This window comes from Pseudomonas sp. W22_MBD1_FP4 (assembly GCF_052113765.1).
In the GTDB taxonomy this organism is placed as follows: Bacteria; Pseudomonadota; Gammaproteobacteria; order Pseudomonadales; family Pseudomonadaceae; genus Aquipseudomonas; species Aquipseudomonas sivasensis.
In genome coordinates, this window is record NZ_JBGQOI010000005.1 from 262,895 (window position 1) to 275,997 (window position 13,103).

Genomic DNA, 13,103 nt, shown 5'->3' on the forward strand with positions numbered 1-13,103 from the left:
CGCTCTTAAGCCTTACGGCAACAGGATGGTCGACCCGGTGGTGCGCCGCCCCGACAACTCCGTCTGTGCCTTCGCCGCGTCCGCCAGCGAATACCGCTGGTTGATATCAATGCGCACCTTGCCGCTCTGGATCATCGAAAACAGATCATCCGCCATCGCCTGCAAGTTCGCCGCGTTGTTGGCGTAGGTCGCGAGGGTCGGTCGTGTCACGTACAGCGAGCCCTTGGCCGAGAGTATCCCCAAGTTCACCCCATCCACCGCGCCAGAGGCATTGCCAAAGCTCACCACCAACCCACGGGGCGCCGCGCTGTCCAGGGAAGTCAGCCAAGTGTCCTTGCCGACACCGTCGTACACCACCGGGACCTTTTTGCCGTCGGTCAATTCCAGCACGCGCTGTGCGACGTTTTCCTTGCTGTAGTCGATGGTTTCCCAGGCACCGAGGGATTTGGCCAAAGCGGCTTTCTCTGGCGAACTCACGGTACCGATCAACTTCACGCCGAGCGCCTTGGCCCATTGGCAGGCCAGGGAGCCCACGCCACCGGCCGCAGCGTGGAACAGGATGGTCTCGCCGCCCTTCAGTTCATAGGTCTGGCGCAACAGGTACTGCACGGTCAGGCCCTTGAGCATGGCACCGGCGGCTTGTTCGAAGCTGATGTCGTCCGGCAGGTGCACCAGGTTAGCGGCGGGCAGTACGTGCAGTTCGCTGTACGCGCCGAGCGGGCCGCTGCCGTAGGCCACGCGGTCGCCGACCTTGAATTGGGTGACTTCGCTGCCAACCGCGTCAACTACGCCGGCGCCTTCTGCGCCCAGACCGGACGGCAAGGCCGGTGGTGCGTATAGGCCGCTGCGGAAATAGGTGTCGATGAAGTTCAGGCCAATGGCCTCGTTACGCACACGAACCTGCTGCGGGCCCGGCTCCGCCGGCGTGTAGTCCACATATTCAAGTACATCGGGGCCGCCATGGGCGCTGAACTGGATACGTTTGGCCATCTGCACTTCTCCTTGGGTCGAATTCGCGTAGCCCCCTATCGGACTCCTAAGCTTGATCTTCGTCAACTGCGACGGCATAGGGTGCAGTGGTATCCTGTGCGCCCATTTGCCGCCGACGCCCAATGGCCTCGCGTAGCTTTGCCCGATTCAAGGTGATGCCATGACTACCCGCACCGAGGCTGTAAAGGCCTACCTGCTTGACCTGCAAGACCGCATTTGCAGCGCCCTGGAAACCTTTGAGACGGACACTCGCTTTATCGAAGACGCCTGGACCCGGCCTGCCGGCGGTGGCGGTCGCACCCGTGTGATCGAAAACGGTTCGGTGATCGAAAAAGGCGGCGTTAACTTTTCTCACGTATTCGGCAGCGGTTTGCCACCGTCCGCCAGCGCACACCGCCCAGAGCTGGCCGGTCGTGGCTTTGAAGCCCTCGGCGTGTCGCTGGTGATCCACCCGCACAATCCTCATGTGCCGACGTCCCATGCCAACGTGCGTTTTTTCATCGCAGAAAAAGAAGGCGAAGAGCCGGTGTGGTGGTTCGGTGGCGGCTTTGACCTCACCCCGTATTACGGCAACGAAGAAGACTGCATCCACTGGCACCGTGTGGCCGAGCAGGCCTGCGCACCTTTTGGCCCGGACGTGTACTCGCGCTACAAGGCCTGGTGTGACACCTACTTCCATATCAAGCATCGCAACGAACCCCGTGGTATCGGCGGCCTGTTTTTCGATGACTTGAACGAGTGGGACTTCGACACCTGCTTCGCCTTCATCCGCGCCATCGGCGATGCCTATATCGATGCTTATCTGCCGATCGTGCAGCGTCGCAAAGCCATGGCCTATACCGAGCAGCAGCGCCAGTTTCAGGAATTCCGTCGCGGCCGCTATGTTGAATTCAACCTGGTCTACGACCGTGGCACCCTATTCGGTCTGCAATCGGGCGGGCGTACCGAATCGATCCTGATGTCGCTGCCGCCGCAAGTGCGCTGGAGCTATGACTGGAAGGCCGAGGCCGGCAGCGAAGAGGCGCGGCTCACTGATTACTTCCTGCAAGACCGCGACTGGCTTGGCGTTGTCGCGCCTAAGGCGGCGGTCTGATGGATCGTTATGTTGTCTTCGGCAACCCCATCGGTCACAGCAAGTCGCCGCTGATTCACCGCATGTTCGCCGAGCAGACCGGCGAACAATTGGACTACAGCACTTTGCTTGCGCCCTTGGAGGATTTCACCGGTTGTGCCCGTGAGTTTTTCCAGCAAGGCCGTGGCGCTAACGTCACCGTACCGTTCAAGGAAGACGCTTACCGTCTGGCCAATAGCCTCACCGAGCGCGCTCAACGCGCCGGTGCGGTGAACACCCTGAGCAAGTTGGCCGATGGCACGCTGTTGGGTGATAACACCGACGGCGCGGGCCTGGTGCGCGACCTGACGGTAAACGCCGGGTTGAGCCTGCAAGGCAAACGCATCCTGTTGCTGGGTGCCGGTGGCGCGGTACGCGGGGCGTTGGAACCGTTGCTGGCTGAGCGTCCTGCTTCATTGATCATCGCCAATCGCACTGTGGAAAAGGCTGAATTGCTCGCCGAGCTGTTCGACGACTTGGGCCCGGTGTCGGCCAGTGGTTTCGACTGGCTGCGTGAGCCGGTGGACGTAATCATCAATGCCACGTCTGCCAGCCTGTCAGGCGATTTACCGCCGATTGCCGGCAGCTTGATAGAACCGGGCAAGACCTTTTGCTACGACATGATGTATGCCAAGGAGCCGACCGCGTTTTGCCGTTGGGCGGCTGAGCAAGGTGCAGCTGTGGCAATGGATGGCCTGGGCATGCTGGTTGAACAGGCCGCTGAAGCGTTCTTTCTATGGCGCGGTGTGCGCCCGGATTCGGCGCCGGTGTTGGCTGAACTGCGCCGTCAGTTGGCGCAGTAATCAATCTTCAAACTGGATGGGGCAGTTATCGGCCCCTTCCAGTTTCTTCAGCTCTTCAACCACCTGCGGCCGTGCCCCGCGCAATGTCAGGCTACGCCCCAACCCCTTCAATCTCCGCGCCTCCTGGTGCAGCATCTCTACCCCGGAATAGTCGATAAAGTTGATCTGCTGCGCCTCGATCACCACCCGCTTGCCCTGCAAACTTTGCAGGCGCACTTGCAGGTAATGGCTGGCGCCAAAAAAGATCGAGCCGCCGACTCGCAATATATCTTCTTCACCGTCTCGCCATTGTTGAACCCGTGGCTGCGACGTGCGTTTGAGATAGAAAAACAGCGACGCCAGCACCCCCGCATAGATCGCCGTTTGCAGCTCCAGTAATAACGTGGCGACACAGGTCAGGCTCATCACCACAAACTCTGCACGGCTGACGCGAAACAGCGCGCGAATAGCACGATGATCCACCAAGCCCCAGCAAATCAGCAGGATGCTCGCCGCCATGCTCGGAATTGGAATACGCGCGATCAATGCCGCACCAAATAACGCAAACAGCGCCACCCATAACGCGGAAAACACCCCGGCCAACGGCGAGCAGGCGCCTGCCTCGTAGCTGAGGCCTGAGCGGGTAAAGGAACCGGCCGACAGATAGCCGGAGAAAAATCCGCCGACGATATTGGATAAACCCTGCGCGCGAACTTCCTGATTCGCGTCGAGCAACTGTTGCGAACGAGCCGACAGCGAGCGGGCAATCGACAGGCTGGTCACCAGTCCCAGCATGCCCACCGCCACGGCACTGGGCAGCAGGCGCAGGATCATGTCCAGGTCCAACGGTAACGGGCTGAACGGCGGCAGTTTGCCGATAAACGAACTGACCAACGCCACATGCCCGAACATCGCCGGCCACAGCCATGCCGCGAGGCTGCTCAACGTCAGTGCGATCAACAGTGTCGGCCAGCGTGGCACGAGGTATTTGAGCAAAGCACCCACCAGCAACGTCCCGATCCCCAGGACAAGGGACGCGTGGTCCCACTCGCCAGCATGGTGGATCAGCGCCAGCAGGCTATTGATTGCGGTGGCCTGGCTCGGCAAATCCAGCCCCAACAGGTTCGGCAACTGCCCCAGGGCAATCACCACGGCGGCGCCCAAGGTGAAACCCAACACCACCGAATGGGAGACAAAGTTCACCAGTGCGCCAAAGCGCAGCATGCCCAGCAGCCACTGGAATACGCCGGCGAGAAAGGTGAGCAACAGGATCAAGGTGATGTAGTCCTGCGACCCCGGCACGGCCAATGGGCTCACGCTGGCATAGAGCACGATGGAAATCGCCGCCGTGGGGCCACAGATCAGGTGCCAGGATGAACCCCACAGGCACGCGATCAGCACCGGGATGATGGCGGCGTACAGACCGTACTCCGGTGGAAGACCGGCGATCAGCGCGTAGGCAATCGATTGGGGCAGCGCGAGCACGGCGCCGCTGAGGCCGACCAGCGCGTCCCGGCCCACAGTGGCTCGGGTTTGACGCGGGAGCCAGCTGAGGAAGGGGAAGAGTGTATGGCGGTTGGGCCGGGGCATTTATAACTCGGCTGAAAAGGTTTGACTCAGGGTATCAGTACACACTGGTCCTTGTGGGAGGGGGCTTGCTCCCGATATAGGTGGACCCGTCTAAATCTCTCTGACTGGCACTCCGCTATCGGGAGCAAGCCCCCTCCCACATTGGAATAGCGCAAGGCCCTAGAGTTTGGCCTTTACTGCCGGCAACGCGTCCTTGCCATCCACGGTTTTCACCCCATCCAGCCACTTATCCAATACTGCCGGATTGGCCTTGATCCATGCCTTCGCCGCATCGGCGTTGCTGACCTTGTTGTTGGCCACTTCGGCCATGATGCTGTTCTCCATCTCCTGGGTGAAACTCAGGTTGGTCAGCAGTTTTCCTACGTTCGGGCAGGCTTGTGCATAACCTTTGCGGGTCAAGGTATAAACGCTGCCGGTGTCACCAAAATACTTTTCCCCACCTTTGAGGTAGTGCATTTTCAACTGCACGTTCATCGGGTGCGGGGTCCAACCGAGGAAGGTGACGAAGCGCTGTTTCTTCACCGCCCGCGACACTTCCGCGAGCATCGCTTGTTCGCTGGACTCGACCAGCTTCCATTGGCCCAGATCAAAGTCATTCTTCTTGATGATCTCCTGCAACGAGATATTCGCCGGCGCGCCGGAGCCGATGCCGTAGATCTTCTTGTCGAACTTGTCGGCAAATTTGTTCAGGTCGGCGAAGTCATGCACACCCGCGTCCCACACGTAGTCCGGCACGGCGAGGGTGAACTCGGTGCCGTCGAGGTTTTTCGCCAGTTGCACCACATCGCCATTGGCCACGAACTTGTCGTAAAAACCCTGCTGCGCGGGCATCCAGTTGCCGAGGAACACATCCACCTGGCCGTCTTTGAGCCCGCCAAAGGTAATCGGCACCGCCAGGGTGTCGACCTTGGGTTTGTAGCCCATGCTCGTCAGCAGAAAACCGGTGATGGCATTGGTGGCCGCGATATCGCTCCAGCCCGGATCGGCCATTTTTACGGTTTCACAGCTGGTGTCTGCATACACATTGGCGCTGCCCAGCACCAGCATGCCCACTATCACAGATAACTTTTGCATGGCCTTCCCTCTGTATTTATTGGTTTTGGCAGGGTTGTGGATAACGTGCCTTGCGCTCCAGGTCATCGAGGTCGATATGGTTGCGCATGTATTGCTGACTGGCGTCGACCAGTGGCTGGTGATCCCAGCTCTTCAGCTTGCCTTGGGTCAGCGCCTCAAACACCAGGCGTCGACGGCGTTGGCTGGCGAGCACCTGCTGGTGGATCGCCGGGATGTCCCATTTGGCCCGCGCCTCAGCCAGGAAGGCGTCGAACAGTGCCCGGTGCTGCGGCGACTGGCTGAGTTCTTCCTGCTCCCGTGGGTCGTTGTGAACATCGAACAATAGACAAGGGTCGTCTTCGCTGTAGATGAATTTGTAGGCGCCACGGCGAATCATCATCAGCGGGCTGATGGTGCCTTCGGCCATGTATTCGCCGAACACTTCGTCGTGCCCGCCCTGCCCTTGCAAGTGCGGGATCAGCGAGCGGCCATCGAGTGGCAGGTGTGGGTCGAGTTGACCGCCGGCCAGTTCCACCAGGGTCGGCAGCAGGTCGGCGGTGGACACGGCGTTGGACACGCGGCCCGCCGCAAACTGCCCCGGAGCGCAGATCAGCAGCGGCACGCGGGCTGCCATTTCAAACCAGTGCATTTTGTACCAGAGGCCGCGCTCGCCGAGCATGTCGCCGTGGTCGCCGGAGAACACGATAACCGTGTCGTCGGCCAGGCCGGTGTCTTCCAGGGTTTGCAGCAGCTTGCCGACATTGCTGTCGATGTAACTGCAGGCGCCAAAGTAAGCCCGGCGCGCATCGCGGATCTTATCCACAGGCAGCGGCTTGTCCCACAGGTCATAGACCTTGAGCAGGCGCTGGGAATGCGGGTCGAGATCACTTTGCGCGGGCGTTGCAGGCAAAGGAATGTCGTTGTCGTCGTACAGATCCCAGAACGGCTTGGGAATGGTGTACGGGTCGTGGGGATGGGTCATGGATACGGTCAGGCAGAACGGCTGGTCGCCGTCCTCACGAATATGGTCGAACAGGTACTGCTGGGCCTTGAACACCACCTCTTCGTCAAAATCCAGCTGATTGGTGCGCACGCAAGGACCGGCTTGCAGCACCGAGGACATGTTGTGGTACCAGCTGGGGCGCACGTCCGGCTCTTCCCAGTTCACTGCCCAGCCGTAGTCGGCGGGGTAGATGTCGCTGGTCAGGCGCTCCTCATAGCCGTGCAGTTGGTCGGGGCCGCAGAAATGCATCTTGCCCGAGAGCGCAGTGCGGTAACCGAGACGACGCAGGTAGTGAGCGTAGGTCGGTACATCGGCGGGGAAATCAGCCGCGTTGTCGTAGGCGCCGATCTTGCTCGGCAATTGGCCGCTGACCAAGGTAAAGCGCGAGGGTGCGCACAGCGGGCTGTTGCAATAGGCGGCGTCGAACACCACGCCTTGCTCGGCGAGGCGGCTCAGATTCGGCAGCTTGATCGGGGAGGAACCGTAGAACGGCAGCATCGGCGCGGCCATTTGATCGGCCATGATGAAAAGAATGTTCTTGCGCTTCATGGGTTCTCGGCATTCCATAGGCGGTGTTTATGCGATTGAGCATGCGGCCCATGGAAAATGGGGTAAAGCCCATGAAAAGCAATGTCTAGGATAAGCACAGCTTATGTATGAATCCCTTGGTGACCTGTCCCTCGACCTGCTGCGCGCGTTTGAAGCGGCGGCACGTCATCGCAGCTTTACCGCCGCCGCGATGGAGCTGGGCACCACTCAACCAGCGATCAGCCAGCAGATCAAGCGCCTGGAAGAACAGTTGGCGGTCCGCCTGTTTGATCGCATCTACCGCGGCATCGAACTGACGGACGCCGGCGCCTTGCTGTTCGAGCATGTGCAAGGTGGCCTGCAAACCATTAATCAGGGCCTCAGCGCCATCACCCAGCAGGATCAGCACGAAGTCCTGCAAGTGGCCACCGACTTCGCCTTCGCGGCCTACTGGCTGATGCCGCGCCTGCACCGTTTCCATCAGGCCAACCCTCAGGTCGATGTGAGCTTGGTGACCAGCGAGCGTAATCACGCGACCCTGCGCAGCGACATTGACGTGGCCGTGCTGTTTGGCGATGGCCGCTTCAAGCAGGGCGACAGCCTGTGGCTGTTCAATGAGGAAGTGTTCCCGGTGTGCAGCCCGCAGTGGCTCAAGGACCAATCCGCGCCGCTGACGTTACAGAATCTGCACGATGTGCCTTTGCTGCACTTGCGCCAGGAAAACAACAGCCAGTGGTTCGACTGGAGTGGCGTATTCCGCGAGCTGGGTATCACCGCCGCGCCCACGCCCGGCCAGCTGCGATTCGACAACTACACCTTATTGATCCAGGCAGCGATTGCCGGCCAAGGGGTGGCGATCGGCTGGCGCCATTTGGTGGATAACCTGCTGGAACAGAACTGGTTGTGCCGACCGATCGGCAATACGGTGATTTCGCGCTTTGGCTATTACGTGGTGCAGCCCCAGCGCAAGCGGCGTGGACAGTTGGTCGAACGTTTCGTCGACTGGTTGCAGGCAGAACAGGCCAGCAGCGCGCAGTCCCTGACCGGACTGGCCCTGCCGTCGATTGCGGTCTAGGATTTGCCGCACATTGGATCCGGAGTCCGTCATGCAACGTATCAAGGGTTACCACGCCCATATCTACTTTGACGCAAGCACCATTGAGCAGGCGCGCACCCTGTGCGAAGACGCCGCCAAACTCTTCCCACTGCGTATGGGGCGTGTGCACGAAAAACCCGTAGGCCCACACCCGGACTGGAGCTGCCAGTTGGCGTTCGACCCCGAATACATCGGCGTGGTGCTGCCGTGGCTGGTGATCCATCGCAACGGTTTGGTGGTGTTCCTGCACCCTGATACCGGTGATGACTTGAAGGATCACACCGACTACGCGATCTGGATGGGTGCGATGCGCGAGCTGGACCTGTCGGTTTTTTAACCTCTCTTTATCAGATGAAACCCGTTCCTTCCCCCAGTAAAAGGCGAGGAAGTTGTAGGTTTTATCTTGTTTCGTCTCACTATATGGGACTGTTATTTATATATTGAGATATATCCGGCCATAGGTTTATATTCGCCCATCTGCTTTTTTCAGCACCCACTCATTTCAGGTGAAGCGATGCAGGCGCAATTGATCGCGCTCGATTGGGGGACCAGCTCCCTTCGTGCTTATAAACTCGGCCCCGCGGGCGTAGTGCTGGAACAGCGCTCGCTGGCGTCGGGCATCATGCATTTGCCCAGCGAGCCCCGGGACATCGCCGGTGTGCGCTGCAGCGATGGCTTCGAGTTGGCGTTCGATACGGCGTGCGGCGATTGGCTCGACGCCCAACCCGATCTTGCGGTGATTGCCTGCGGCATGGTCGGCAGCGCCCAAGGCTGGAGCGAAGCGGCGTATCGCAGTACGCCGGTCGACGTCGCCAGCCTGGGCAAGGCGTTGCACACGGTACGCAGCCTGCGCGGTGTCGATGTGCATATCGTGCCCGGCGTGATCGAGCAGGTCGGCTTGCCCAACGTGATGCGCGGCGAAGAAACCCAGGTGCTGGGTGTGCTGCAAAGCCTGTCGGTCGCTGGTGAATTGCTGATCGGCCTGCCCGGCAGTCATTCCAAATGGGTCGAGGTGGTGGAAGGTTGCATCACCCACTTCGATACCTTCATGACCGGTGAACTGTTCGCGGTGCTGAGCAAGCACAGCCTCTTGGGGCGTACGCAAAAGGTATCCGAGCAGTTCCAGGCCGAGGCTTTCGACCGCGGCGTTCAAGTGGCGCTGTCAAAAGATGGCCAGCGCGGCGTGCTGTCGACCTTGTTCAGTGCGCGCACCCTGGGCCTGACCGCCGAACTCACCCCTGAGCAGCAGCCCGATTACTTATCCGGCCTGCTGATCGGTCATGAACTGGCCGGCTTGCCAGCCAGTGCACGGCACATCCCCATCATCCTGGTAGGCGCCGGCCCGCTGTGCGTGCGCTACCAACGCGCCCTCGCCCTCTGCGGTTTCGCCCACGTCAGCCTGGCGCAGGAAGCGACCGAGCGCGGCCTGTGGCAACTGGCAGTGGCCGCCGGGCTCACTCAACCTGCAACGGAGGCCTGACATGCTCAAGCAAGCACTCGCACAAAACGGTTTGATCGCGATCCTGCGCGGCCTGCGCCCTGACGAGGCCCAGGCGGTCGGCCAGGTGCTGTACGACGCCGGTTTTCGTGTGATCGAAGTCCCGCTGAATTCGCCGGACCCTTACACCAGCATCCGCACCCTGCGCGACAGCCTGCCCGCCGATTGCCTGATCGGTGCCGGGACGGTGTTGACGCCGGAGCAGGTCGAGCAGGTCAAAGCCGCTGGCGGCCAGGTGATCGTTATGCCCCACAGCGATGCCAAGGTCTTGCGCGCCGCGAAAGCCGCAGGCCTGTACCTGTCGCCGGGTGTGGCTACGCCCACCGAAGCGTTCGCCGCGCTGGACGAAGGCGCCGATGTGTTGAAGCTGTTCCCGGCCGAGCAAATGGGCCCGGCGGTGATCAAGGCGTGGCTTGCAGTATTGCCAGCCGGCACGCTGTTGCTGCCGGTGGGCGGCATCACCCCGGACAACATGCAGGTGTTTACCGATGCCGGCGCCAAAGGGTTCGGGCTGGGTTCCGGGTTGTTCAAACCGGGTATGACAGTTGATCAGGTAGCGAGCCGCGCCCAAGCGTATGTCGCCGCATGGAAAGCCCTGAGCTGATATCAAGTTCCGCGCCCCTGGCGCTGCATCTATAAGAGAGATAACAGATGAAAATCACCAAACTGACGACCTTTATCGTCCCGCCGCGCTGGTGCTTCCTCAAGGTTGAAACCGACCAGGGCGTGACCGGTTGGGGTGAGCCCGTAGTCGAAGGCCGCGCTCACACTGTGGCCGCTGCCGTCGAGGAACTGTCCGACTACCTGATCGGCAAAGACCCACGCAATATCGAAGACATCTGGACCGTGCTCTACCGCGGCGGCTTCTACCGTGGCGGCGCTGTTCACATGAGCGCCCTCGCGGGTATCGACCAGGCGCTGTGGGACATCAAGGGCAAGGCCCTCGGTGTGTCCGTCAGCGACCTGTTGGGTGGCCAGGTGCGCGACAAGATTCGCGTGTACTCGTGGATCGGCGGCGACCGCCCGGCCGACACCGCCCGCGCTGCCAAAGAGGCCGTGGCTCGCGGTTTTACCGCCGTGAAAATGAACGGCACCGAAGAATTGCAGTTCGTCGACAGCTTCGAAAAAGTCGACCTGGCCCTGGCCAACGTGGCTGCCGTGCGTGATGCGGTCGGCCCTAACGTGGGCATCGGCGTCGACTTCCATGGCCGGGTGCACAAGCCCATGGCCAAGGTACTGATGAAAGAGCTGGACCCGTACAAACTGATGTTTATCGAAGAGCCGGTGCTCAGCGAAAACTACGAAGCGCTCAAGGAACTGGCACCGCTGACCAGCACGCCGATTGCCCTGGGCGAGCGCCTGTTCTCGCGTTGGGACTTCAAGCGCGTGCTCAGTGAAGGCTACGTCGACATCATCCAGCCGGATGCCTCCCACGCCGGCGGCATCACCGAAACCCGCAAGATCGCTAACATGGCCGAAGCCTACGACGTGGCCCTGGCCCTGCACTGCCCGCTGGGCCCGATCGCCCTGGCGGCTTGCCTTCAGCTGGACGCGGTTTGCTACAACGCGTTTATCCAGGAGCAAAGCCTGGGCATTCACTACAACGAGAGCAACGACCTGCTCGACTATGTGCGTGATCCGGGCGTGTTCGACTATGACCAGGGTTTCGTGAAGATCCCTAACGGGCCGGGCCTGGGCATTGAGATCAACGAGGAATACGTGATCGAACGCGCGGCCATCGGTCATCGCTGGCGCAACCCGATCTGGCGCCATGCTGATGGCAGCTTTGCCGAGTGGTAATAGCCTCTGACTGAATCAATGCGGTCAAAAAATGTGGGAGGGGGCTTGCCCCCGATAGTGGTGTGTCAGCTAGCACATCCATAGCAGGCAGACTGCAATCGGGGGCAAGCCCCCTCCCACAGGTTGATCCGATTTCTTCAGTCAGCTCAGTTTCAGTCCTCAACAAACATAAGAAGAGGCAACCCCCATGCACCCTGAATCCTTCACCGGGCAGGCTTCTTTAGTCACGCCTACCAGAAAGCGCTTCTTCATCATGGTGCTGTTGTTTATCACCGTGGTGATCAACTACCTCGACCGCAGCAACCTGTCGATTGCCGCCCCGGCGTTGACCAGCGAGCTGGGCATCGACCCGGTACATGTCGGGCTGATTTTCTCGGCGTTCGGCTGGACCTATGCCGCCATGCAGATCCCCGGCGGTTGGCTGGTGGATCGAGTGCCGCCGCGTATCCTCTACACCGTAGCCTTGCTGTTATGGTCCATCGCCACGGTGATGCTCGGCTTCGCTGCCAGCTTCATCGCGCTGTTTGTATTGCGCATGGCCGTTGGCGCGCTCGAAGCCCCGGCCTACCCGATCAACAGCCGCGTGGTCACCACTTGGTTTCCTGAGCGTGAGCGCGCGACGGCGATCGGTTTCTACACCTCCGGGCAATTCGTCGGGTTGGCGTTCCTCACGCCGGTACTGGCTTGGCTTCAACACTATTACGGCTGGCACATGGTGTTTGTCGTGACCGGTGGTGTCGGTATTTTGTGGGCGGGGATCTGGTACGCCGTGTACCGCGAGCCGAAGGACTTCAAAGGCGCCAACGACGCTGAAATCCAACTGATCCGTGATGGCGGCGGCCTCGTGGATATGCAGGAAAAAGCCACCAAGGCACCATTCAGCTGGGTCGACCTGGGCATCGTGCTGAGCAAGCGCAAGCTCTGGGGCATCTACCTGGGCCAGTTTTGCCTGAACTCAACGCTGTGGTTTTTCCTGACGTGGTTCCCAACCTACCTGGTGAAATATCGCGGCATGGACTTCATCAAGTCCGGCCTGCTGGCGTCGCTGCCGTTCCTGGCCGCGTTTGTGGGTGTGCTGTGTTCGGGGATTTTTTCCGACTGGCTGATTCGCCGAGGCGCTTCGGTGGGTTTTGCGCGTAAGTTGCCGATCATTGGCGGGCTGTTGATTTCCACGGCGATCATCGGCGCCAACTACGTGGACTCAACGGCGTGGGTGATTGCGTTCCTGGCGGTGGCGTTCTTTGGTAACGGCCTGGCGTCGATTACCTGGTCGCTGGTATCGACCCTCGCGCCTGCGCGTTTGCTGGGTCTGACCGGCGGCGTATTCAATTTCATCGGCAACCTGTCGGCGATTGCCACGCCCATCGTGATTGGCTTTTTGGCCAGCGGCGATTCGTTTGCGCCGGCGATTACCTATATTGCGGTGCTGGCGTTGCTTGGGGCGCTTTCTTACATATTGCTTGTAGGCAAAGTCGAACGTATTGAGCTGAATGAATAACCTGTGGCGGGGGGGGGGGGGTTTTTTGGACCCCCCCCCCCCCCACGCCCCCCCCCCCCCCCCCCCCCCCCCCCCCTCCCCCCCCCCCCTCTCCCCCCCCCCCCCCCCCCCCCCCCCCCCCCCCCCCCCCCCCCCCCCCCCCCCCCCCCCCCCC

12 protein-coding genes are annotated in these 13,103 nt (G+C 60.9%); 8 read left to right on the plus strand and 4 right to left on the minus strand.

From position 1 onward, the window contains the following. Positions 1 to 12: 12 nt before the first annotated feature. Positions 13 to 990: a quinone oxidoreductase family protein gene (locus ACEN2T_RS09735; RefSeq protein ID WP_442116617.1), complete on the minus strand. Its 978-nt coding sequence runs from the start codon at positions 988 to 990 to the stop codon at positions 13 to 15. Between the two features lie 160 nt (positions 991 to 1,150). Between ACEN2T_RS09735 and hemF the strand changes: the two genes are divergently transcribed. Continuing rightward, complete coding sequence (gene hemF, locus ACEN2T_RS09740) at positions 1,151 to 2,083, plus strand: oxygen-dependent coproporphyrinogen oxidase (RefSeq protein WP_032885127.1); 933 nt, start codon at positions 1,151 to 1,153, stop codon at positions 2,081 to 2,083. Further along, positions 2,083 to 2,904: a shikimate dehydrogenase gene (gene aroE / locus ACEN2T_RS09745; protein ID WP_032885125.1), complete on the plus strand. Its 822-nt coding sequence runs from the start codon at positions 2,083 to 2,085 to the stop codon at positions 2,902 to 2,904. The genes hemF and aroE overlap by 1 nt, the downstream gene beginning before the upstream one ends. Here aroE and ACEN2T_RS09750 read toward each other — a convergent pair whose 3' ends face one another. From ACEN2T_RS09750 to betC, 3 genes are all read right to left on the minus strand, one after another. Then, positions 2,905 to 4,473, minus strand: a complete 1,569-nt coding sequence (locus tag ACEN2T_RS09750; protein WP_442116618.1) for a SulP family inorganic anion transporter — start codon at positions 4,471 to 4,473, stop codon at positions 2,905 to 2,907. Positions 4,474 to 4,632: 159 nt separating this feature from the next. Then, complete coding sequence (choX, locus tag ACEN2T_RS09755) at positions 4,633 to 5,547, minus strand: choline ABC transporter substrate-binding protein (protein ID WP_095185278.1); 915 nt, start codon at positions 5,545 to 5,547, stop codon at positions 4,633 to 4,635. Between the two features lie 16 nt (positions 5,548 to 5,563). After that, entirely contained in the window at positions 5,564 to 7,078 is a 1,515-nt protein-coding gene (betC, locus tag ACEN2T_RS09760) for a choline-sulfatase (RefSeq protein WP_442116619.1), read from the minus strand. Between the two features lie 103 nt (positions 7,079 to 7,181). On the opposite strand from betC, the gene ACEN2T_RS09765 reads away from it, so the two are divergent. From ACEN2T_RS09765 to ACEN2T_RS09790, 6 genes are all read left to right on the plus strand, one after another. Further along, entirely contained in the window at positions 7,182 to 8,132 is a 951-nt protein-coding gene (locus ACEN2T_RS09765) for a choline sulfate utilization transcriptional regulator (protein ID WP_122754138.1), read from the plus strand. 31 nt (positions 8,133 to 8,163) lie between these two features. Further along, positions 8,164 to 8,490, plus strand: a complete 327-nt coding sequence (locus ACEN2T_RS09770) for a DOPA 4,5-dioxygenase family protein (protein WP_032885120.1) — start codon at positions 8,164 to 8,166, stop codon at positions 8,488 to 8,490. 177 nt (positions 8,491 to 8,667) lie between these two features. Continuing rightward, positions 8,668 to 9,633 (plus strand): 2-dehydro-3-deoxygalactonokinase, encoded by a 966-nt coding sequence (locus ACEN2T_RS09775; protein ID WP_442116620.1) that lies wholly within the window; start codon positions 8,668 to 8,670, stop codon positions 9,631 to 9,633. Between the two features lies 1 nt (position 9,634). After that, positions 9,635 to 10,255: a 2-dehydro-3-deoxy-6-phosphogalactonate aldolase gene (locus ACEN2T_RS09780; RefSeq protein ID WP_099601821.1), complete on the plus strand. Its 621-nt coding sequence runs from the start codon at positions 9,635 to 9,637 to the stop codon at positions 10,253 to 10,255. 47 nt (positions 10,256 to 10,302) lie between these two features. Further along, complete coding sequence (gene dgoD / locus ACEN2T_RS09785) at positions 10,303 to 11,451, plus strand: galactonate dehydratase (protein WP_003170741.1); 1,149 nt, start codon at positions 10,303 to 10,305, stop codon at positions 11,449 to 11,451. A 187-nt stretch (positions 11,452 to 11,638) separates the two neighbouring features. Continuing rightward, complete coding sequence (locus ACEN2T_RS09790; protein WP_095185281.1) at positions 11,639 to 12,949, plus strand: MFS transporter; 1,311 nt, start codon at positions 11,639 to 11,641, stop codon at positions 12,947 to 12,949. The last annotated feature ends 154 nt before the right edge of the window (positions 12,950 to 13,103 follow it).

What these genes read in the sequence shown, in the direction of transcription:
- ACEN2T_RS09735 (WP_442116617.1), bottom strand. Translation starts at nt 990, where the DNA reads ATGGCCAAACGTATCCAGTTCAGCGCCCATGGCGGCCCCGATGTACTT.
- hemF (WP_032885127.1), top strand. Translation starts at nt 1,151, where the DNA reads ATGACTACCCGCACCGAGGCTGTAAAGGCCTACCTGCTTGACCTGCAA.
- aroE (WP_032885125.1), top strand. Translation starts at nt 2,083, where the DNA reads ATGGATCGTTATGTTGTCTTCGGCAACCCCATCGGTCACAGCAAGTCG.
- ACEN2T_RS09750 (WP_442116618.1), bottom strand. Translation starts at nt 4,473, where the DNA reads ATGCCCCGGCCCAACCGCCATACACTCTTCCCCTTCCTCAGCTGGCTC.
- choX (WP_095185278.1), bottom strand. Translation starts at nt 5,547, where the DNA reads ATGCAAAAGTTATCTGTGATAGTGGGCATGCTGGTGCTGGGCAGCGCC.
- betC (WP_442116619.1), bottom strand. Translation starts at nt 7,078, where the DNA reads ATGAAGCGCAAGAACATTCTTTTCATCATGGCCGATCAAATGGCCGCG.
- ACEN2T_RS09765 (WP_122754138.1), top strand. Translation starts at nt 7,182, where the DNA reads ATGTATGAATCCCTTGGTGACCTGTCCCTCGACCTGCTGCGCGCGTTT.
- ACEN2T_RS09770 (WP_032885120.1), top strand. Translation starts at nt 8,164, where the DNA reads ATGCAACGTATCAAGGGTTACCACGCCCATATCTACTTTGACGCAAGC.
- ACEN2T_RS09775 (WP_442116620.1), top strand. Translation starts at nt 8,668, where the DNA reads ATGCAGGCGCAATTGATCGCGCTCGATTGGGGGACCAGCTCCCTTCGT.
- ACEN2T_RS09780 (WP_099601821.1), top strand. Translation starts at nt 9,635, where the DNA reads ATGCTCAAGCAAGCACTCGCACAAAACGGTTTGATCGCGATCCTGCGC.
- dgoD (WP_003170741.1), top strand. Translation starts at nt 10,303, where the DNA reads ATGAAAATCACCAAACTGACGACCTTTATCGTCCCGCCGCGCTGGTGC.
- ACEN2T_RS09790 (WP_095185281.1), top strand. Translation starts at nt 11,639, where the DNA reads ATGCACCCTGAATCCTTCACCGGGCAGGCTTCTTTAGTCACGCCTACC.